This is a genomic window from Microbacterium gorillae, assembly GCF_050990725.1.
GTDB classification, from domain to species: Bacteria; Actinomycetota; Actinomycetes; order Actinomycetales; family Microbacteriaceae; genus Microbacterium; species Microbacterium gorillae_A.
The window spans coordinates 3901210-3920479 of record NZ_CP158844.1 but is presented as its reverse complement, the minus strand read 5'-3'; the positions used below and the strand labels follow the sequence as shown (position 1 = coordinate 3920479).

General features: G+C 67.7%; 16 protein-coding genes and 2 tRNA genes. 12 read left to right on the top strand and 6 right to left on the bottom strand.

What is annotated here, in order from left to right; all coding sequences use genetic code 11:
- Window positions 1-24: 24 nt before the first annotated feature.
- The 11 genes from ABTV68_RS18160 to ABTV68_RS18110 all read left to right on the top strand — a co-directional run bounded on the left by ABTV68_RS18160 (window position 25) and on the right by ABTV68_RS18110 (window position 10737).
- Window positions 25-109: transfer RNA gene (locus ABTV68_RS18160), tRNA-Ser, on the top strand.
- Between the two features lie 75 nt (window positions 110-184).
- Window positions 185-1507: an LCP family protein gene (locus ABTV68_RS18155; protein ID WP_433675078.1), complete on the top strand. Its 1323-nt coding sequence runs from the start codon at window positions 185-187 to the stop codon at window positions 1505-1507.
- Window positions 1508-1594: 87 nt separating this feature from the next.
- Window positions 1595-1688 (top strand) — tRNA-Ser (locus ABTV68_RS18150).
- A gap of 52 nt (window positions 1689-1740) precedes the next feature.
- Window positions 1741-2094 (top strand): hypothetical protein, encoded by a 354-nt coding sequence (locus ABTV68_RS18145; protein WP_433675077.1) that lies wholly within the window; start codon window positions 1741-1743, stop codon window positions 2092-2094.
- 37 nt (window positions 2095-2131) lie between these two features.
- The gene (locus tag ABTV68_RS18140; RefSeq protein ID WP_433675076.1) at window positions 2132-2737 is read left to right on the top strand and encodes a hypothetical protein; all 606 of its coding nucleotides are present in this window, start codon (window positions 2132-2134) and stop codon (window positions 2735-2737) included.
- 162 nt (window positions 2738-2899) lie between these two features.
- Window positions 2900-4144 (top strand): hypothetical protein, encoded by a 1245-nt coding sequence (locus ABTV68_RS18135; RefSeq protein ID WP_433675075.1) that lies wholly within the window; start codon window positions 2900-2902, stop codon window positions 4142-4144.
- Between the two features lie 204 nt (window positions 4145-4348).
- A complete protein-coding gene (locus ABTV68_RS18130) occupies window positions 4349-5383 on the top strand; it encodes a LacI family DNA-binding transcriptional regulator (RefSeq protein WP_433675074.1) in 1035 nt (344 codons plus the stop codon).
- Between the two features lie 61 nt (window positions 5384-5444).
- The gene (locus ABTV68_RS18125; RefSeq protein ID WP_433675073.1) at window positions 5445-6791 is read left to right on the top strand and encodes an ABC transporter substrate-binding protein; all 1347 of its coding nucleotides are present in this window, start codon (window positions 5445-5447) and stop codon (window positions 6789-6791) included.
- On the top strand, window positions 6788-7726 hold the full coding sequence (locus tag ABTV68_RS18120) for a carbohydrate ABC transporter permease (protein ID WP_433675072.1): 939 nt from the start codon (window positions 6788-6790) through the stop codon (window positions 7724-7726). Before ABTV68_RS18125 ends, ABTV68_RS18120 begins: the two co-directional genes overlap by 4 nt.
- Window positions 7723-8619, top strand: a complete 897-nt coding sequence (locus ABTV68_RS18115) for a carbohydrate ABC transporter permease (protein ID WP_433675071.1) — start codon at window positions 7723-7725, stop codon at window positions 8617-8619. The genes ABTV68_RS18120 and ABTV68_RS18115 overlap by 4 nt, the downstream gene beginning before the upstream one ends.
- Before the next feature lie 30 nt (window positions 8620-8649).
- A complete protein-coding gene (locus ABTV68_RS18110) occupies window positions 8650-10737 on the top strand; it encodes a beta-galactosidase (protein ID WP_433675070.1) in 2088 nt (695 codons plus the stop codon).
- A 65-nt stretch (window positions 10738-10802) separates the two neighbouring features.
- Here the strand turns inward: ABTV68_RS18110 and ABTV68_RS18105 are convergent, their stop codons facing one another.
- The 3 genes from ABTV68_RS18105 to ABTV68_RS18095 all read right to left on the bottom strand — a co-directional run bounded on the left by ABTV68_RS18105 (window position 10803) and on the right by ABTV68_RS18095 (window position 12713).
- On the bottom strand, window positions 10803-11423 hold the full coding sequence (locus ABTV68_RS18105) for a TetR/AcrR family transcriptional regulator (protein ID WP_433675069.1): 621 nt from the start codon (window positions 11421-11423) through the stop codon (window positions 10803-10805).
- A gap of 89 nt (window positions 11424-11512) precedes the next feature.
- On the bottom strand, window positions 11513-12262 hold the full coding sequence (locus tag ABTV68_RS18100; protein WP_433675068.1) for an SDR family NAD(P)-dependent oxidoreductase: 750 nt from the start codon (window positions 12260-12262) through the stop codon (window positions 11513-11515).
- A 91-nt stretch (window positions 12263-12353) separates the two neighbouring features.
- Complete coding sequence (locus ABTV68_RS18095; protein WP_433675067.1) at window positions 12354-12713, bottom strand: nuclear transport factor 2 family protein; 360 nt, start codon at window positions 12711-12713, stop codon at window positions 12354-12356.
- A gap of 106 nt (window positions 12714-12819) precedes the next feature.
- Here ABTV68_RS18095 and ABTV68_RS18090 point away from each other — a divergent pair, with 106 nt between their 5' ends.
- Window positions 12820-13143 (top strand): hypothetical protein, encoded by a 324-nt coding sequence (locus ABTV68_RS18090; RefSeq protein WP_433675066.1) that lies wholly within the window; start codon window positions 12820-12822, stop codon window positions 13141-13143.
- Between the two features lie 43 nt (window positions 13144-13186).
- Here the strand turns inward: ABTV68_RS18090 and ABTV68_RS18085 are convergent, their stop codons facing one another.
- The 3 genes from ABTV68_RS18085 to ABTV68_RS18075 are packed head-to-tail and all read right to left on the bottom strand — an operon-like array spanning window position 13187 to window position 19264.
- On the bottom strand, window positions 13187-14941 hold the full coding sequence (locus ABTV68_RS18085) for a DUF5605 domain-containing protein (protein ID WP_433675065.1): 1755 nt from the start codon (window positions 14939-14941) through the stop codon (window positions 13187-13189).
- Between the two features lie 13 nt (window positions 14942-14954).
- A complete protein-coding gene (locus ABTV68_RS18080) occupies window positions 14955-17738 on the bottom strand; it encodes a family 78 glycoside hydrolase catalytic domain (RefSeq protein WP_433675064.1) in 2784 nt (927 codons plus the stop codon).
- Window positions 17735-19264, bottom strand: a complete 1530-nt coding sequence (locus ABTV68_RS18075; protein ID WP_433675063.1) for a family 43 glycosylhydrolase — start codon at window positions 19262-19264, stop codon at window positions 17735-17737. The genes ABTV68_RS18080 and ABTV68_RS18075 overlap by 4 nt, the downstream gene beginning before the upstream one ends.
- Window positions 19265-19270 lie beyond the last annotated feature (6 nt).

Here is a 19270-nt window from a genome sequence, read left to right as displayed (position 1 = left end):
TCCTCACGAGCGGTGCGCCGCTTGGGAGGGTTGTCCGAGCGGCCGATGGACCTGGTCTTGAAAACCAGTGGGCAGCAATGTCCCGTGGGTTCGAATCCCACACCCTCCGCTCTGATCCGGTTCACCCCGGGAGCATCCGCCTGCACGCCACGGGGCTGCAGGTCCCGAGGCTGAAAGGAAGCGTGTGAGCGCAGCGTCCCCCGAACGCTCTCGTCGTCGCACGATCGCACGACACGGTCGGCTCCGCAGTCCGCGACCGATCGCGCAGCTGCTCACCCTGGTGGGTGTCGCCGTCGCCACCGTGATGGTCGCGGGCATCGGCCTCGCCGGGTACGTCACGTATGATCTCGCGTCGTCGTACGCGGCGGACGCCACCGACATCGGTGGGGAAGTGCCCCCGTCGATCGCGGAGATCGAGGGCGGCGCGAACATCCTCGTCGCCGGAACCGACGTCTGCGAACCGCAGTACGCGCAGTACTTCGGCGACCGCTGCGCCGAGGGCCTTGCAGAAGAAGGCGCGCGCAGCGACGTGAACCTGCTCGTGCACATCTCGGACGAGCCGCGCAAGATCACCGTCATCAGCTTCCCGCGTGACCTCATGGTGCCGATCCCGGAGTGCACCGACGCCAACGGCAACGTCACCTCGGCGATGAGCAAGCAGATGCTCAACTCCGCTTTCGACACCGGTGGCTTGGGGTGCACCGTCGCGACGATCGAGCAGCTCACGGGCATGGACATCCAGTACGCCGCATCGGTGAACTGGGGTGGTGTGATGGCGATCACCGACGCTGTCGGGGGCGTGACCGTGTGTCTGGCGACACCGATCCGCGATCCCTACACCGGCATCGACTGGCCGGCCGGCGAGCGCACGATCCAGGGCTATGAAGCGCTGCAGTTCCTGCGCACCCGTCACGGTGTGGGCAACGGTGGCGACCTGGGTCGGATCAGCAACCAGCAGCAGTACATGTCGCGGCTCGCGAAGAAGATGATGAGCTCCGAGGTGCTCACCAACCCGGCCACCCTGCTCAAGCTCGCGAAGACGACGCTGTCGGCCATCGATCCGTCGACCTCGCTGACCAACCCCGTCACGCTCGTTCAGCTGGCGATGGCCGTGAAGGACGTCCCCTTCGAGGATATCGTGTTCGTGCAGTACCCCGTGTACGACGACCCCTACGACCCCAACCGCGTGGTTCCCGATGAGGAAGCCGCCGGTGTTCTCCTGACGGCGCTGGCCAACAACAACTCCCTGCAGATCACCGGTGACGCCGGCGTCGGAGTCGTGGCGGAGGGTGCCACGCCCACCGACGGCGCGACGTCCACGGATGGCGCGACGTCCACCGACGGCGCGACGGACGGTACCGACACCGGAGCTGGCGAGGCCCCCGCGGACGGTGCGGTGATCGAGCCGACGCCGTCCACCGCCGCCGACGGATCCGTGTTGCTGCCCTCGCAGATCACCGGAACGACGGCCGCGCAGAGCACCTGTTCCAACGGTCAGGTCAACTGAGCCCCGCCCGGCGTGCGTGCATTCGCGCATCGCGGCGAGACCCGTTAGTATTGCCAGGTGTGCTTCGCTCGTCAGAGTGAAAATCACGGAGACGTCGCATAGTTCGGCCTAGTGCACCACCCTGCTAAGGTGGAGACCCCCTTACGGGGGTCCGTGGGTTCAAATCCCACCGTCTCCGCCATTTATCCCCTGCTTGGCACTGGTTTCTGTGCTCTTGATAGCGTCGTCGGTCGATGACTCTATCGGTCGCGCCGTTCGTGATCCTCCCGATCATGATCAATGCGGAGGCTGTCGCCGCCGGGATCACGATGATCGCGCTGCTGGTCGTCGCGGCAGTCCTCATCCGCCTCGGCGTGCGGACCAAGGATCGGTCGCTTCTCGAGATCAACAACTGCCACACTCCACGGTCCCGAGCGCCGCGGCTGGCTCGATCGAGGCAGCGCCTCGTGCATGCTCTGCACGAGGCGCTGCTTTGGATGCTTGGCTCTGCTCAGGGCTCGGATGCCTGGGCGACGTGTCGTTCACGCGAGACGCGTTTCTCGGTGCTTGTCGCTGATACGGTAGGCCTCGTTCATATGGCTTTGTGATCGTCCTCAGCGGCGTTCACGGCGAGAGGGGAACGTCATGAAGACATCCGTGCGCGCACTTGCGGTTTCGCTGCTCCTGATCGGCGGGGTCGTGTCCGGCTGTTCGGCTCAATCGGCGGTGGACGACTGGAGTGATGAGTCTTCTGTCGCCGAAGAGCCCTCGTCGGCGCCGGCGTCGAGCGAAGCGCCGCCCTCGGAAGAGCCAGTCGTGGAGGAAACCGAGGAGCAGTCCGCGCCGATCGATGCCGCTGGGTGCACGGAGGACATGCTGCAGCTGTATGCGGCGGACACGAGCGTGAAGGCTGTTGAGGTTGACATCGCCGAGGCTGCTGCCCGGCACGGGTTCGATGCCGCCGGCGCGATCTGCGCGACGGACCTCATCGTCGTGACCCCCGTCGGCGAGCTTGTCGCGGGCGACGTGTGGCAGACCGACTTCTGGTGGGACTCGCCGACGGACGAACTCGCGAACGATCTCACTGGCCGTTTGGAAGCCACGGGCCTGTACGCCTTCATCACGGTGGATGCCGAACTGGGAAAGATCCACTTCACGCGCACCCCCGACGACGTGACCACCCGGGCCGCGCTCATTCAGTGGAACAGGTGGGAACTCATCGACGGCATGCTCACCGTCACGTTCAGCTAGATCTCGTCTCCTGTGCGAGTGAGTGACCGACTGTGATCACAGCGGGGGAGCGTGCTTGCTGTGAGTCATATGAGAAAGGCATAATAAAAGTGGCTTGAGGGGCGGCGGCCGCGTGTCGTGTCGTTTCAAGCTTCCCGTCCACCGTTCTGGAGAGCACACGACATGTCCCGATCCCTTCTCCGGCGCATCGCCGCGGCCGCAGGCATTGCCGCCGTCGCTGCGGTCACCGCCTTCATCGCCCCACAGGCAGCGTCCGCTGACACGGATGGCGGTCTCTCCGCCGGCTATTCCCTCGACTGCTCGGGTCCTGTTCCGGTTCTCGGTTTCTCGGGAACTCTGACGAGCGACAATCAGGGTCACACCAGCGGACCATCGTCTTTCACCGCGGCGATCGTCTCGCCTGACGGCACGCGCACGGAGTTCGAGCGGAAGGCCATCACATTGCCCTCCGAGTACGTCGACTCCTGGGAGCTGGCGGACGGCCCGGGTAGATACCTGTACAACTACAAGGTGGGTGATGGGCTGCGCTTCGTGGACTATCAGGCGGTGACCATCCCGGACGACTGTCCGACCGAGGAGCCGACCACCTTCACGCCGCCGGCGCCGACGTTCGAGCAGATCGTGTGCCATCAGCAGCAGGGGCCGCAGACTCGCGTCTCGCTGCCGACGATCAACTCTGCCATGGGCACCTACACGATCAACGGCACCCCGTCGATCGGTGGGATCATCGCCACGGGACCGGATCCGATCGTTGTCGGCTTCGAGTTCGGCGATAACGTCGTCCCACCGGCCGGTTGGCCCGGTCTTCCCTCGTTCACGCCGGCTCCCTGCGCGACGATCACCAGCGTCACCGCGGCTGGGATCATCGACGGTGGCAAGCGCAGCATTGTGGTCACTGGCACGGCCGACCTGCCATACGTCACGGGTGAGGCACTTGAGTCGCTGCATGTCGTGATCACGGCGAGCAACGGTGCAACCGTTTCGGTTCCGGTTGGTGCAGATGGCACGATCTCGGCCGTCCTCCCGGGTGACTTTGCGGACGACACATACGACGTCACGGCACAGCTCTTCCTTCTCGTGGCGATCACTGACCCCGTGACGACGTCCGTAACCTTTGCGAGCACCCCGACCCCGTCGCCCACGACCACTCCGTCCCCCACGGCCACGCCGACCGCGACGCCCACGGCAACGCCGACTGCCACGCCGACGTCGGAGCCCACCGCATCGCCGGTGCCCAGCACCAGCGTCCCTGTCTCGACCGCATCGACGAGCGCGCCGACGCGTGTGCTTGCGGAGACGGGCGCTGACGGTGCAGCGGCAGTCGGGTTCGGCGCAGTTGCGACCCTGCTGCTCGCGATCGGCGGAGTGGCTCTGTACCGCACCCGCAAGCAGGGCAACCTGAGCTAACGAGAGCCCCTGCAGCAAGAAAGGACGCCTCGCATGATCACGTGTGAGGCGTCCTTCGTTTGTTCGCAGAGCTCGCCTCATCCCGTTTCCCATGGGCAGGGGATATGTATCACTGGGTCTCCTTGACAGCCTCTAAGTTTCAATCCTTGACTACGTAGTCAGAATCACCATACGATGGCCACGCCCATTCAGAGAGGAGAGGCTGTGAGCGAAGCGGCTCCCCGCGCACGACGCGTGTCCATGACGGACGTCGCGCGCATCGCCGGCGTCTCCCAGAAGACCGTCTCACGGGTCATCAACGACGAGCCGTATGTTACGGACGCCGTCCGAGAGCGAGTGCTCGAGGTGATCGATCGCGTCGGATTCCGCCCGAACGAAGCGGCTCGCGCGCTCGTCACCCAGCGGACCCGGCGGATCGGTGTTGTCGCCATGGGCGGCACCGCGTTCTACGGCCCCACCTCCGTGCTGGCCGGCGTCGAGTCCGTCGCTCGCGGTGCGGGCTACGCACTGAGCGTCATGCGCACCGACCCGGGCGAGGGAGCGGACATCCAAGCGGCGATCGATGCACTCGCGGGTCAGGGGGCCGAGGCGATCGTCATCTCGGAGCCGGTGGACTTCGGTCGCGGGCCGCTCAGCATTCCCGACGGCGTCGAGGTGCTCACGTTCGGCATGGCTCCCGTCACCAGCAGTCCGCGCGAACTGGTGATCGGCGCCGACGAAGAGGCCAGTTCTCGCGACGCGACCGAGCACCTCCTGGTCCAGGGGCACGCCACCGTGCACCACATCTCCGGCCCGATGAACTGGCTCTCCAGTCAGCGACGCCATGAGGGGTGGCAGCGGGCGCTCGCCGATGAAGGGGCCCCGGTCACCGAGCCGGTCGAAGGGGATTGGACCCCGGCCGGCGGATACGCCGCGATGGCCGCGATTCTCGAGGCCGGCCCGTGCACCTCCGTGTTCGTCGCGAACGACCAGATGGCGATCGGTGCGATGTCCGCCATCCAGGCTGCCGGGCTTCGTATCCCCGAGGACGTCGCCGTCGTTGGATTCGACGACATCGACGTCTCCGCCTACCTCCCCGTTCCCCTCACCACCGTTCGCCAGGACTTCGCCGAGACATCCCGGATCGGAATGCACCGGCTGCTGCGCGCGCTCGACGGGCACGCGCCCGAGAGTACGCACCGCACCCTCCGCGCTCACCTCGTCATCCGCGAGTCGAGCCGAAACCCCTCCATCCGCTGACGTTCTCCCCACCCCGGAGGCGTCGGCGTTCCGCAATATGACAACGTAGTCAGGATTTCGCATGACCAGATCCCCTCATCCACCAGGACTGACGCGCAGGGACGTCCTCCGCCTCTTCGCCATCGGCGGCGGCGCGGCTCTGCTGGGCTCGAGCCTCGCTGGCTGCGCTCCCGCCAACACTCGCCCGTCGACGTCGGGTGATGTCGACCTGTCCTTCTGGACGCACGACGACGGCTACATCGCCTTCTTCACCGACGCCGTTCCGCTTGCCGAGGCGAACTCAGCCTTCCGCTACCACCTCGACATCACGAAGGCCGGTGCCTCCGACATCGTCACCAAACTCATCGCCCAGGCCGTCGCGGGTACCGGCACGCCGGACGTCGTGGGTCTGGAGATCGGTGCCTTCGCACGGATGCTGCGCGGCGACATCGCCCCGGAGCTGCTCGCCGACTTCAGCGATGCCATCGCCCCGATCGCGGACGATCTCATCACCGCACGACTCACCCCGTTCAGTAAGGACGGCAAGGTCTACGCCCTAGACTCCGACACCCCACTCACCGTGCTCTACCACCGCGCTGACGAGTACAAGAGGCTCGGGCTGACCACCGACTTCGGCACCTGGGAGGAATTCGGCAGGGTGGGTGCGCGCATCGCGGAGAAGGAGGGCGTGGCTCTCAGCGCGGTCGCGACGAGCGACCCCGGCGGCACCGTGCAGAACTGGCACATCCACCTGCTCCAGCGCGGCGGCGACCTCTTCGACGCGGACGGCAACGCCACACTCGAGACGCCGGAGGCGGAAGATGCCCTGACGTTCGTCGCACAGGGCGTGCAGTCCGGCGCCATCGCCACGGTCGCCGACATGTATGGCCCGAGCGTTCAGAGCGGACTCAAGTCGGGCAAGATCCTCGGGGTCAACATGCCGTCCTGGTACGCCAGCTACGGAATCAAGCCGAACGTGCCCGAGCAGTCGGGAATGTGGCGCATCGCCCCGCTCCCTCGATTCGAAGGTGGCGGCGGACGCACGGCTGTCGGCGGCGGCACCGGCTTCGGCACACTTCGTGACAAGTCGGCGACCGATGCCGGCATCGCCCTCGTCACCACCGCCTACCTCGAACCAGAACAGCAGATCGCCCGCTACAAGGCGATGGGTTACCTGCCGACACGGCGTTCGGTGTTCGAGTCCGCGGAACTGGCCGCGCTGGAGGACGAGTACTTCGGCGGCCAGCGGCTCTTCGAGACGTACAAGGACATCGTCGATGACGTGCCCGAGGTCCACCAGAGCGCCAACAGCTCGATCATGACCACCGTGCTGTCCGGTCACCTGCTGCGTGCCTACAAGGGGCAGGTCTCCCCGGCACAGGCATTGCGCGACGCGGCAGCCGACTACCGAGGGCAGGCCCGCGGATGAGCGCCACCACCTACACCGAGACCAACACCGTTCCCCGACTGCGTGGGGGACGCCAGCGCGGCGGCCGCATCCGCGGCGGCGCGGCACCGTATCTGTTCATCGCCCCGTTCTACGTGCTGTACGGGCTGTTCATGATCATCCCGATCGGCGCCGCGATCGTGCTCAGCCTCACCGAGTGGGTCGGGCTGGGGGTTCCGAACTGGATCGGCGTGCAGAACTACGTCGACCTCGCGCATGACACCAGCTTCGGCAATGCGCTCGTGAACTCCGCGATCTACACGCTCATCGCCGTGCTGATCGTCGTCCCGGTGGCGCTGCTCGTGGCCCAGGCGCTCAACGCCCGCGGACTGAAGCTGCGTGACCTGTTCCGTGTCGCGTTCTTCGTGCCGATGGTGCTCTCGCCGATCGTGATCGCCCTGATCTACAGCCTGATCTTCGATCGCGACTACGGGCTCCTCAACGCCACCCTGCACGCCGTGATCGGTGTTCCGAACGTCGATTGGCTGGGGGATCCGACCCTTGCGAAGGGCGCCATCGGCTTCGTGCTGCTGTGGCGAACGGTCGGTTACCTGACGATCTTCTTCCTCGCCGCACTGCAGAACGTGCCGCAGGAGCTGTACGAGGCGGCCGCCCTCGACGGCGCAGGACCGGTGCGCTCCTTCGTCACCGTGACCCTTCCGTCGATCCGCCCGGTGACGGCGTTCGTCATCGTCACGTCCTTCATCAGCGCGGCGCAGCTGTTCGACGAGCCCTACCTGCTCACCAAGGGCGGACCGGGAGAGGCGACCCTGAGCGTCGCGATGTTCATCTATCGCGCCGCCTTCGAACGGCAGCAGTTCGGCTACGCAGCGGCAGCCGGTGTCGTGCTGTTCGCCGTCGTCTTCATCGTCAGCCAGGGGCTCAACCGCCTGCTCGGCATCGGGAGGGAATCATGACCGCACTCACCGTGGAACGCCCCGTGACAACGCCTCCGGTGCCTCCAGTCACCCGTCGCCGGCCCATGGCCGGACGAACGGCACGGCGCGTCCTGCTGTACGCAACCCTGATCGCGCTGCTGCTGGTGTTCATCGCACCCCTGGTGTGGGCCGTGAGCGGATCTCTGAAGCGGCGCGGCGATATCTTCGCCGTGCCGCCCACGCTCATCCCGGATCCGGTGACGTTCGAGAACTACGTCAACCTGCTCTCGACGCAGCCCTTCCTCGCATGGTTCGGGATGAGCGTGGGGACGGCACTCATCGCGACGATCGTCTCGGTGTTCGTCTGCGCGCTCGCCGGCTACGGGTTCGCGAAGTTCCGCTTCCGCGGACGGCGCGTGCTGTTCGCCGTGATGTTCAGCTCGCTGTCCGTGCCGTTCGCGGTGATCCTGGTGCCGCTGTTCATCCTCGTGGTCAAGAGCGGACTCGCCAATCCGTGGTTCTCGCTCATCGTCCCCTGGGTGGCACCCGCGTTCGGCATCTTCATGATGCAGCAGTTCATCGTGCAGGCGGTGCCGGACGACATCATCGAGGCTGCTCGCATCGACGGCTGCAGCGAGTTCGGAACCTTCGCCCGCGTCGTCCTGCCGCTGCTGCGACCCTCGCTCGGCGCGCTCGCGGTGTGGAGCTTCCTGCAGAGCTACAACAGCTTCATGTGGCCGCTGGTGCTGGTCTCCGACGCCGACCAGTACACCGTGCCGCTCGGACTGAACATCCTGTTCGCGTCCGAGAACCGCTCCTACGACCTCGTGCTGGCGGGCGCCGTGCTCGCCTCCATCCCCACCATCCTGGTGTTCATCCTACTGCGCAAGCAGCTGCTCGAAGGCCTCACGGCCGGTGCTGTGAAGGGCTGATCCGCCATGACCACTCCCGAAAGGAATTCCATGTCCCATCTCGACGAGTCCGTACTCTTCGGTGCCGCGTACTACCACGAATACCTTCCGACGCCGCGGCTCGAGGAAGACATGCGGTTGATGAAGGAGGCCGGGTTCACGGTCATCCGCGTGGGGGAGTCGGTCTGGTCTACGTGGGAGCCGGACGATGGGGTGTTCGACCTCGAGTGGCTCGCGCCGGTGCTCGATGCCGCCCACGCCCACGGCATCCGCGTGATTCTCGGCACCCCGACCTACGCGGCACCGCTGTGGCTGGTGCGCCAGCTGCCGGAGATCAACGTGGAGCGGCGGACGGGGCAGCGCATGGGCTGGGGCGCACGTCAGGAGATCGACTACGCCCACCCAGCGTTCCTGTTCCACGCGGAGCGCGTGATCCGACGCATCATCGCACGGTATGCCGATCACCCCGCGGTGATCGGCTACCAGGTGGACAATGAGCCCGGGATGGTGCCGTTCGCCAACGATCAGGTGTTCCAGCGGTTCGTCGATGCGCTGCGGCGCGAGTACGGCACCGTCGACGCGTTGAACGACGCGTGGGGGCTGACCTACTGGTCGCACCGGCTGGCGGACTGGGCCGACCTCTGGCGTCCCGACGGCAACGCGCAGCCGCAGTACTCGCTGGCCTGGCGTCGGTTCCAGGGGGAGATCACCAGCACCTTCATCTCCTGGCAGGCCGACATCGTGCGCGAGTACGCGCGGGAGGACCAGTTCGTCACCACCTGCATCTCGTACGATCGCGAAACGGCGGACGAAGTGCAGCTCACCCGCAACCTCGACATCACGGCAGGAAACCCGTACTACCGGATGCAGGATGCGTTCGAACTGCCCAGCAGCGACGACGCGGCTCAGTACTGGACCAGCACGGGAGTCTGGGCGCTGATCAACTCCGCCGATCGGATGTACGGCACCAAACAGGCGCCGTTCCTCGTCACCGAGACCAACGCACAGGCCATCGGGATGCCCTGGTTCAACGAGCCGGCCTTCGACGGCCAGTGGCGTCAGGCGGCCTGGGCCCTGGTCTCCCGCGGGGCCACGATGATCGAGTACTGGCACTTCCACACCCTCCACGCGGGGGCCGAGACCTACTGGGGCGGCGTGCTGCCGCATAGCCAGCAGCCCGGGCGGGTGTACCGCGAGATCGCGCGGCTGGGCGCGGAGTTCGCCGCGGCGGGAAACCGTGTCACGCGACTGACGCCGGCCGCGGACATCGCGATCCTGTTCGATACAGACAGCAAGTGGGCGCAGGCGGAGCATCCGTCGCTGGCGCGCAGCGGTGAGCCGGATCGACGCGCGTTCCAGACGGTGCGCGACGCCTTCACCCGCGGCGTGTTCGAAGCCGGTCTGCAGGGCCGCGCGGTGCACCCCGCGCAGCTACGCGAGATCGACCCGGCGGCGTACGCGGCGGAGGTCCCGGTGCTGATCGCCGCGGCCTTCACCATCGCGACCGACGCGGACCTCGTGTGGCTGCGCGAGTACGCGGCGGCCGGCGGACACCTCGTGGTGGGGGTGCGGACCGGGTACGAGGACGAGGAGGCGCGGGCTCGTCTCGAGCGCAAGCCCGCCCTTCTCGACGACGCCGCCGGTGTCTGGTATGACGAGTTCTCCAACCTGACGACGCCGCTTCGCGTGGTCGGAACGGAGGCGTTCGAGGTTCCCGCCGACGCACACGCGACGCTGTGGGTCGACGGCCTGCAGGTCGAGGACGCGGAGATCCTCGCCTCGTACGTGCACCCGCACTTCGGACGCTGGCCTGCCGTCACCACGCGTCAGCATGGAGCCGGGCGCGTCACCTACGTCGGCACCGTGCCCGATCGCGCGCTCGCGGCCACTCTGGCGGAGTGGGCGGTGCGGGTGGGCGCGGGAGAGCCCGGGTGGCGGCCCGACCACGACACGCAGTCGGTGCAGAACGCCACGAACGCGGCGGGTGAGCAGATCCACGTGGTGCACAACTGGTCGTGGGACGCCAGCAGCTACACGCTGCCCGCGTCCGCGCAGGACGTGCTGAGCGGTGAGGATTTCGCCGCGGGTGCCGAGGTGCGACTCGGGGCGTGGGACGTGCGAGTGTTCGCGTCCCGGTGACAGAGACGGACGCGGCGGCGCATCGATGATGCGCCGCCGCGTCCGTGCCGGAGCCGTCGACTGTGTCAGGCGGGCTGTTGTGAGATGCGCGGTTGTGAGGCGGGAAAGCCGCGCAGCGCCCGCAGCGCCACCGCGCGCAGCTCTTCTCGACTCGCGCCTGCAGCCGCCTGAACGGCGAGACCGGCCGACACGGTGGAGAGGTAGCGCGCGAGCTCGGCGGGATCCTCGCTGGGGGAGAGATCGCCGGCCTCGATCGCAGCAGCGAAACGGGCCGCGAAGCGAGCCTGCCCCTCGGCCCGACGCTCTTCGAGATAGCGCACCACGCCCGCATCCGCCGGACCGCTGGCCAGCCCGCCCTGGATCGACAGGCATCCGGGCGGGCGCCCGGGGGTGGTGATCGCATCGACATTGTCCAGCAGATAGCGACGCGCGGTGCCGTAGGCCGTGGGCTCAGCGAGCGCGTCCTCCACGTAGGCCATGTCGATGCGGGCATATCGGTCGACGGCGAGACGGAACGCTCCCTCTTTACTGCCGAACGCCCGATAGAGGCTAGGACGGGTGATTTCCAGTGCGTCGGTCAGATCGGTCAGACTCGTGCCCTCGTATCCCTGTCGCCAGAACAGCTCGATGGCGCGATCGAGTGCTTCGTCGACGTCGAACTCGCGGGGTCGACCTTTCGCGCTCATGGATACCTCCTCGCCGGTGGACCCTCCCAACCTAGGTGATTCCGAGCTGCGGTCAGGCGCGTCGGACAGCCGCCGCGCCTGACCTGGCATCAGATCTGGCTCGCGCCACCGTCCACGTAGAGCTCGGTGCCGGTGACGTAGGAGCTGCGCGTGGACGCGAGGTAGAGCACCGCCTCCGCCACTTCGTCGGGCGAGCCCAGTCGGCGCATGGGCACTCCGGCGGCCAGTCCGCCGAGCAGGGCTTCGGCCTGTTCGGGTTCCGCAGCCAGACCGGCCAATCCCGGGGTGGCGATCGGGCCCGGGGCGACGGCGTTCACACGGATCCCTCGGTCCACCAGCTCGGCCGCCCAACTGCGGGCGAAGCTGCGGATGGCCGCCTTCGACGCCGCGTACACGCTGAACGAGGGGCTGCCCTTGACGTCGATGTTCGAGGAGGTCAGGACGATCGACGCGCCAGGGTTCAGGAACGGCAGCGCCTTCTGAACGGTGAAGACGGTGCCGCCGACGTTCGATTCGAACGTCTCGGTGAAGTGCTCCCAGGTGATTTCCTCAAGAGCGGCGAACTCGCCGCCACCCGCGTTGGCAAGCACCACATCGATGCCCCTGCCGTACTCGCTCACGGTGGTGAAGAGGGCGTCCAGATCTTCTGGCCGGGACACATCGCCGGTGATGACGGTGACGGCGTCACCGAGCTCTGCCTTCACCGCGTCGAGCTTGGCTGAGGTGCGCCCCGTCACGAAGACGTGCGCGCCCTCCTGGACGAAGCGGCGCACAACCGCCAGTCCGATGCCGGAGGTGCCGCCCGTGACGAGCGCTGTCTTTTCGGCAAGTTCTGCCATGATCTTTCCCATCTCATTGCGTACCGATTGGTACGGATAGAGGGGGAAACGGAGTGCTGGCCGAAGATATTCCGTACTGATCGGTATTGAATTACGAGACGGGTACGACGAGGGTGCGCAGGGCGGTGATGACGCCGTCGTGCACCGTGATGATGTCGATCCCGCGCACCACCGGACTGCCTGTCGGCCCGAACGCCCACGCAAGCGCACCGGTGTCCTCACCGACATACGCGATGCTGTCCTCGGTGAAGACGAAGTCCGCCGGAGCGTCGGCCAGCAGTGCGGCGGCTTTCGATCCGAGCTCGGCGCGCCCGACGACAGTGCCTTCCGGATCTGTGAACGACACGTCCTCCGCATAGACGTTCTCGATCGCAGCCGCTCGCGAATCGGCGTCCCGATTGTTGAAGACCTGGTGGAGGTTGGCGGTCAGGAGTTCGGCGACAGAAGGCATGAGGGTCCTCTCGGGGCGGCTGCGGACGGCGTCCTGGCCTATGATCTCTCGCGTGCGGTGGACTCAGGGTCGTTGTGACGGCGACCCGTAGCAGAATGGCCTCGACATGATGACCGAGACGAACACCCGGGAGCTCGCGCCGACGCTGTGGGTCGTGACGCTCATCCTCGTGTTCCTGGCACCGGGCGTCATGATCGTGTCCGGCATCGCACTGTGGCCGACGACCACTGCTGCCGCGCACGGACTGGACTACGCGACGACCTCCACGCTCTTCGGCAGCGCTGCCGTGCTGCTCGTGGGGCTCGCGACGGTTCCCTTCGTGCGTCGCTCACCGCGCGGGCGCCGCACGCACGCCGTCGCTCTCCTCACGGTCGAGGTGCTGATCGTGGTCGTCGCCGTGATCGTATTGGCGGCGACGCGGATCGCGTGAGAACAGCGCGGCGGCGCATCGAGGATGCGCCGCCACGTTGTTCTCACACGCGGGTGAGACGAACCGCCATGAACTGCCGACCCGGCAGCTCGATCCGTGCGGATCCGGTCGCGAAGGTGCCGGGCAGCCGGTCGACGGTCATGTTCCAGGTGTCGATGACGTCGATCACCCATTCGCCGGGGTCGAGCATGACGTTGCGGAAACGAGGACGGTTGAAACCGAAGTAGCCGACCTTCACCTCGCCGGCCACACCACCCCACGGCACGTCCCAGTCGCCGGGAAGCGGGTCCCAGACACCTTCCGGCGCCTCGGCCAGCAGCTGCTCGAGGAAGCCAATGCGCTCCGGGGACGTGCCGTGCAGAACCCCGCCCTTCGACCACCACAGCACCTCGTCGTCGAGCCCCAGGGCCGCGGGCAGGTACGTCTCCCCGTGGCCGACGTAGCCGCCGCGCACCGCACCCTCCCAGAACCGCCGGACCATCTCTTCGGCGGTGATGTTGCCCCAGCCCTGGTCGATGTCGCCCTCGTAGGCGCATTCGTCGATCACGACCGGCTTGCCCCAGCGCTCGCGCCACTCGTCGGTGTTCTCCGCCGTGCGATACACGTCCACGCGCTGCACACTCACGTGCGTGATCCAGGGCGCCGAATAGTCGTAGAACGGACGACAGTTGTGGATCGAGTTCAGGTGCCCGAACGGATCCTCGGCACCCACGATCGCGGCCAGCCGCTCCCAGTCCGCGGTGTCCTTCGCCCACAGCAGGTCGTACTCGTTGGCCATCGACCACCACACGTTCGCGAAGCCGGACAGCCGGCGCACGACGTAGCGCAGATAGCGGTCGTCCACGGCCGGTCCGAGATCGGCGAAGCCCCAGCGATCGTAGGCGTGGAAGAGGATCAGATCGGCCTCGATGCCGAGCTCGGACAGCTCCCGGATGCGCTGCTCCAGGCGGCGGAAGTGCTCGGGATCGAAGCGCTCCAGATCGAAGCCGTCCGCGAGTGATCCGACGAACGGGAAGTCGGCCGGCTCGTTCGCGTTGTACAGGTACGACTTCGGGAACACGCACATGCGGATCTTCGTGAACGGTGCCTCGGCCAGCGTGCTGAGGGTCCGGGACTGCAGTTCGTCGGGCTGATGAGTCCAGGCGTACGCCGTCGTGCCGAGGGGACGATGCCGCGTGCCGTCCGCGTGCCGGAAGTGGAACCCGTCGACGCGAACCGGGCCGTGTGCTCCCTCGGCTGCGCTGCCGACCGTGACCGTCCCCGTCAGCCCATCCAGAGAACGCGCGGTCGATCGCGTGACGAAGCTCCACTCGCCCTCCGCGTCAGCCAGCGCGCGGATCACGTAGGTGCCGTCCCCGTCGTAGAACCCACCCACGCGGATCTCGGTTCCGGCGCGCGTGAAGACGGCGTCGAGTTCGACATCGACGAACGGATTGCCGTGCGAGGGGCCCGCGAGGCGGATCTGCAGCGGAGCCCACAGCGTGACGTCGTGCGGCAGAGTCACGACGGCGGAGGCTCGCGGGACATCGTCCGACTCGTATGCCGGATCGGGATCGATGGCCGGCGCATACGGGGGACGCACCACATCGTCATCGATCTCGGCCAGCTCCGCCCATAGCTGCGCGCGCGCCTCCTCCGTCTCCAGCGCGGGCACGAGGGCGATGAGAGAACCCAGGCGACCATCACGGAACTGCACGGCCATGGGGGACGCGGCGAAGCCCGGCATCAGACGCTCGAGAACGGCACGAGCCGCGGGGTTGTCCAGGGCTTCTCCGAAGGTGGAACGGCGATCGAACATGGAGTCTCCTTCGTCAGGCGGTCGCGGTGCGGATGGCGTCATCGACGCGGGACAGCACGTCGGGTGGGGTGAACATGAGGGCGGTCGACAGCGGTCGACCCGCGCCCCACACGGTTCCGGCGCGCACCGATTCGGCACGGTCCGGATCGATGGCCGCCAACGTGTCGAGAAGCGCGCGGTACGCGCGCGGGTCATCGATCACATCGGCCAGCGATGCGGCGAGGCCGGGCAGCGGTGGACGCACGGGCGTCGTCTCGGCGTGATACCGCCAGACGTGCGTGCCGGCGGAGACCTCGGCGGGCGCCCCCGGGAGGGAGACCTCCGCGGTGGTGTTCGCTGGCACGACGGCCGTCACGACGATCTCGTCGCCCTCGCGCACCCATGACACCGACGCCGTCCCATACGGCGTCTCGTGTCGGGCTTCGGCGTGCGCGAGTGCCGCGAGCGGCCGCGGGGCGATCCGCAGCCGACGATACCCGGGTGCCGCAGGCGCGAGGCCCGCGACCGAGCGGTGCAGCCAGTCGGCGACGGCTCCCAGCGCATAGTGGTTGAAGGAGGTCATCTCACCCGGATTGACCGACCCATCGGGCAGGAGAGAATCCCAGCGCTCCCAGACCGTGGTGGCTCCCTGCGTCACCGGGTACAGCCACGACGGGCACTCGGTCTGCAGCAGCAGTCGTTCGGCCGCCGCGAGATGACCGGCGGAGGTGAGGGCGTCTGCAACGAGCGGTGTACCGACGAAACCGGTGGCGATGCGGTAGCCGCCCTCCCGAACCAGAGCCGCCAGGCGATCGCCGAGGGCCACGCGCTGCGCAGCAACCGTCACCAGGTCGAACTCGAGGGCCAGTGCGTAGGCGGTGACCGCGTCGCTCATCATGCGACCGGCGGGAGTCACGTACTCGGCGACGAAGGCCGCGCGGGAACGCTCGGACAGCTCCGCGTAACGCGTGGCATCCGCGTCATGACCGAGCAGCGCCGCTGCCTGCGACACCTGCCGCAGCGAGCGTGCGAGGTAGGCCGAAGCGACGATGTCGGAATCAACCTTCGCCGCGCCGGGCTGATCAGCGGGTGCGTCCGGGTCGAGCCAGTCGCCCAGCTGCATGCGGCCGGCCCAGAGCCCCCGATCGTCGGCATCGCGGAGCACGGTGTCGACCCAGTCGCGCATGCTCGAGTACTGCGCCGCGAGCACGGACAGATCGCCGAAGCGGTCGTGCAACACGGTCGGCACGACGGTGGCGGCATCACCCCACGCGGCGGGGGCAGCGCCGCCGGAACCGGCGAAGCCGGGGAGAGCCGCCGGGATCACCACGGGAACCGACCCGCCCTCGCGCCTCTGCTCGTGCCTGAGATCGCGCAGCCAGGAAGTGAGGAAGGCGTTGCAGTCGTAGAGGAAGCTCGCCGTCGGCGCGAAGACCTGGATGTCTCCGGTCCAGCCCAGTCGCTCGTCGCGCTGCGGACAGTCGGTCGGGATCGAGAGGAAGTTGCCGCGCATGCCCCACACGACGTTCTCGTGCAGCCGGTTGACCAACGGGTCCGAGGTCGCGAACCACCCCGACCGGGTCATGTCGGTGTGCAGCACGACTGCGTCGACATCGCCGGGGGATACCTCGAGGCCGGAGATCTCCGCATAGCGGAAGCCGTAGAACGAGAAGCGCGACTCGAGCACGTCGTCGTCCCCGGATAGCTCGAAGGTCGCGGTGGCCGCGGCATTGCGCAGAGGACGAAGGGCCAGCTCGCCGTTCTCGACCACTTCGGCGTGACGGACCACCACGCGGGTTCCGGCGGTCCCCCGCGCGCGGATCCGCAGGCGCCCGACCAGATTCTGGCCGAAGTCGAGAATGGTCCGGCCGTCGGGAGTCGTGATGACGTCGGCGACCGGACGAGCCTCGATCCGACGCACCGGGGGAGCGATGCGCGCTTCGGGCACCGGGACGTTCTCGAAGCCGGGCAGCGCCGCTGCTCCGACACGAGCCGGAGCCCACGACGAGGGTGCGCGTCGGAGATTCTGATGCTCGCCGGCGTAGATGCCGCTGTCGACCACCGGACCATCTCCGGCTGCCTCCCAATCGGCACCCGTCGCGGCAAGCGTCTCGGTCCCACCGTCCGCATAGGTCACCCGCAGCTGCGCGAGGAACGACGGCTGCGTGCCGTACAGGCGGTTCGTGAAGGTGAAGAACCCGTACTTCTCGGTGTACCACGCGCCCGCAAGGGTCGCCGCGAGCTCGTTCACACCGTCCTGAATCAGCGCGGTGACGTCCACGCTCTCGTGCACCAGCCGGTCGCGATACGCCGTCCACCCGGGTGCCAGCACATCGGACGACACAGCCGCGCCGTTGACCGTCGGCTCGGCGACGCCGAGCGCGGTCCAGAACAGCACCGCGCGGGCGACGGGACGCTCGACGGTGAAGGTCGTGCGCACCTCGGCCGGCTGCGCCTCTCGATCGGGGTCAGCGAGCCCGATCGGTTCGGCGATCCACTCGCCCTCGGCGAGGAACCCGGCCTCGACCGGCAGCGGTGAGCTCCACTCGGTCTGCGTACCCGAGTCAGCGGTCGCGCGGACCCGCACCGGCCGGATCTCACCGGCGACGAGCGGACGGAAGGGCCACGCCACCAGCACGCTGTCGCGACCATCGATGAGGATCGTCTGATCGCCGTCGGAGAGCTCCGCGGAGGCCTGCAGCCACCCCGGCTCGACCGACGACACCGTCCAGCTCAGCCGGGGGGTCGCGGTGGCGACCATCGCGGTGTCATCGCGCAGTTCGGCCTTCAGCTGACTGACGTGTGCTGCAGCGTTCATTCGTCGTCTCCCTCCGCGTGCCAGGACAGCAGCGCGATATCGCCGGTCACGGCGTACACGCCGATGACGCGACCGGTGAATGATTCGGCGGTCTCGGAGGACAGGAAGCGCCCGTCGACCTGTGCGATCTCGACCCGCTCACCGGCGATCGTCGCGCCCAGATGGAACACGTCGCTGGTCCGCAGGAAGCCCGCACTCGCCGCGGGCTTGCGCGAGGCGATGTGCAGATCGATGACTCCGTCCCCGGCGGGAACCGACCACTCCTGCACGAGATCGGCGACCACCGCACGGGCGGTCACCGTGCCGCCGCCGACCTCCACCTCCACGTGGAAGCGCTCGTCGTAGCGCACCGCAAGCCCACCGACGCCTGCACTCGCATCGATGCGGACGGTGACCTCGTTGGTCAGGTGCTCCTGCCGTCGGCCGAGGAAGACCGGTCGAGGGTGGTCGAGCGTTCGGCCCTCACCGTGCAGGACGACGGCGTCGGCGCGCGCGTCGAGGTCGGCGAGTGATGCGGGAGTGGCGCGCACGGCGATCCACTCCCCGTCGAGCGCGCGCGTCTCGCCGAAATCGATGTCCACGCGCGTGCCGGGGCGCGGGTTCAGCAGGACCGGATCGATCGCCGGCCAGCCGTCCTCCTCCCAGCGCACGGTGGTGACGAAGCTCTCGCGACCGAGCGCCGAGAAAGCGCGGGTCATGCTGCGGGGTCGCACCCCGAGCAGGACGCACAGCCACTCGTCGTCCGGGCCGACGACCAGGTCGCCGTGGCCGGTGTTCTGGATCGGGCGGATGGTCGATCGGGCGGAGACCAGCGGGTTCTGCGGCGCGGTCTCGAACGGGCCGTCGGGAGCGTCGCCGCGCGCGATGGAGATGCCGTGGCCGCGCTCGGTGCCGCCCTCGGCGATCATGAGGTACCACCGGCCGTTCACGGCATACAGGTGCGGTGCCTCGGGGAACTGTCCGCCCGTTCCCGACCACAGCGAGCGCGGCTCTTCGAGAGCGCGATGGGCGTCGAGATCGACACGCACCTGCTGGATTCCGAGGTGCTGTCCGGCACCCTCGCCGGAGAGGATCAGCCCCGAGAACGTGATGTACACCGTGCCATCGTCCCCCCACGCGATGTCGGGGTCGATCCCGTCGAGAGATGCGGAGCCGTCCTGTTTCAGGATCAGTTCGCCGTCGCTCCACGGCCCTGCCGCATCCGTCGCCGTGAAGTGCAGCATGCCGCGGCCCATCGCATCGGTGATCACGAGATGGAAGACGCCGTCGCGATGCCGGATCGTCGGCGCCCACGCGCCGCCCGCCGTGGGGACCTCGGCCACGGCGAGCTGATCGGAGGTCGTGGCCACATGGCCGATGAGCTCCCAGGTCTCGAAGTCGGTCGAGCGGTGGATCGGGATGCCAGGAAGGTACTCGAACGTGGATGTGGCGAGGAACCATTCGTCCCCCACGCGCACCACCGACGGGTCGGGGTGGAAGCCGTTGATCAGCGGGTTGTAGAGCGTCGTCATGAGAGTGCTTTCCACATCGGG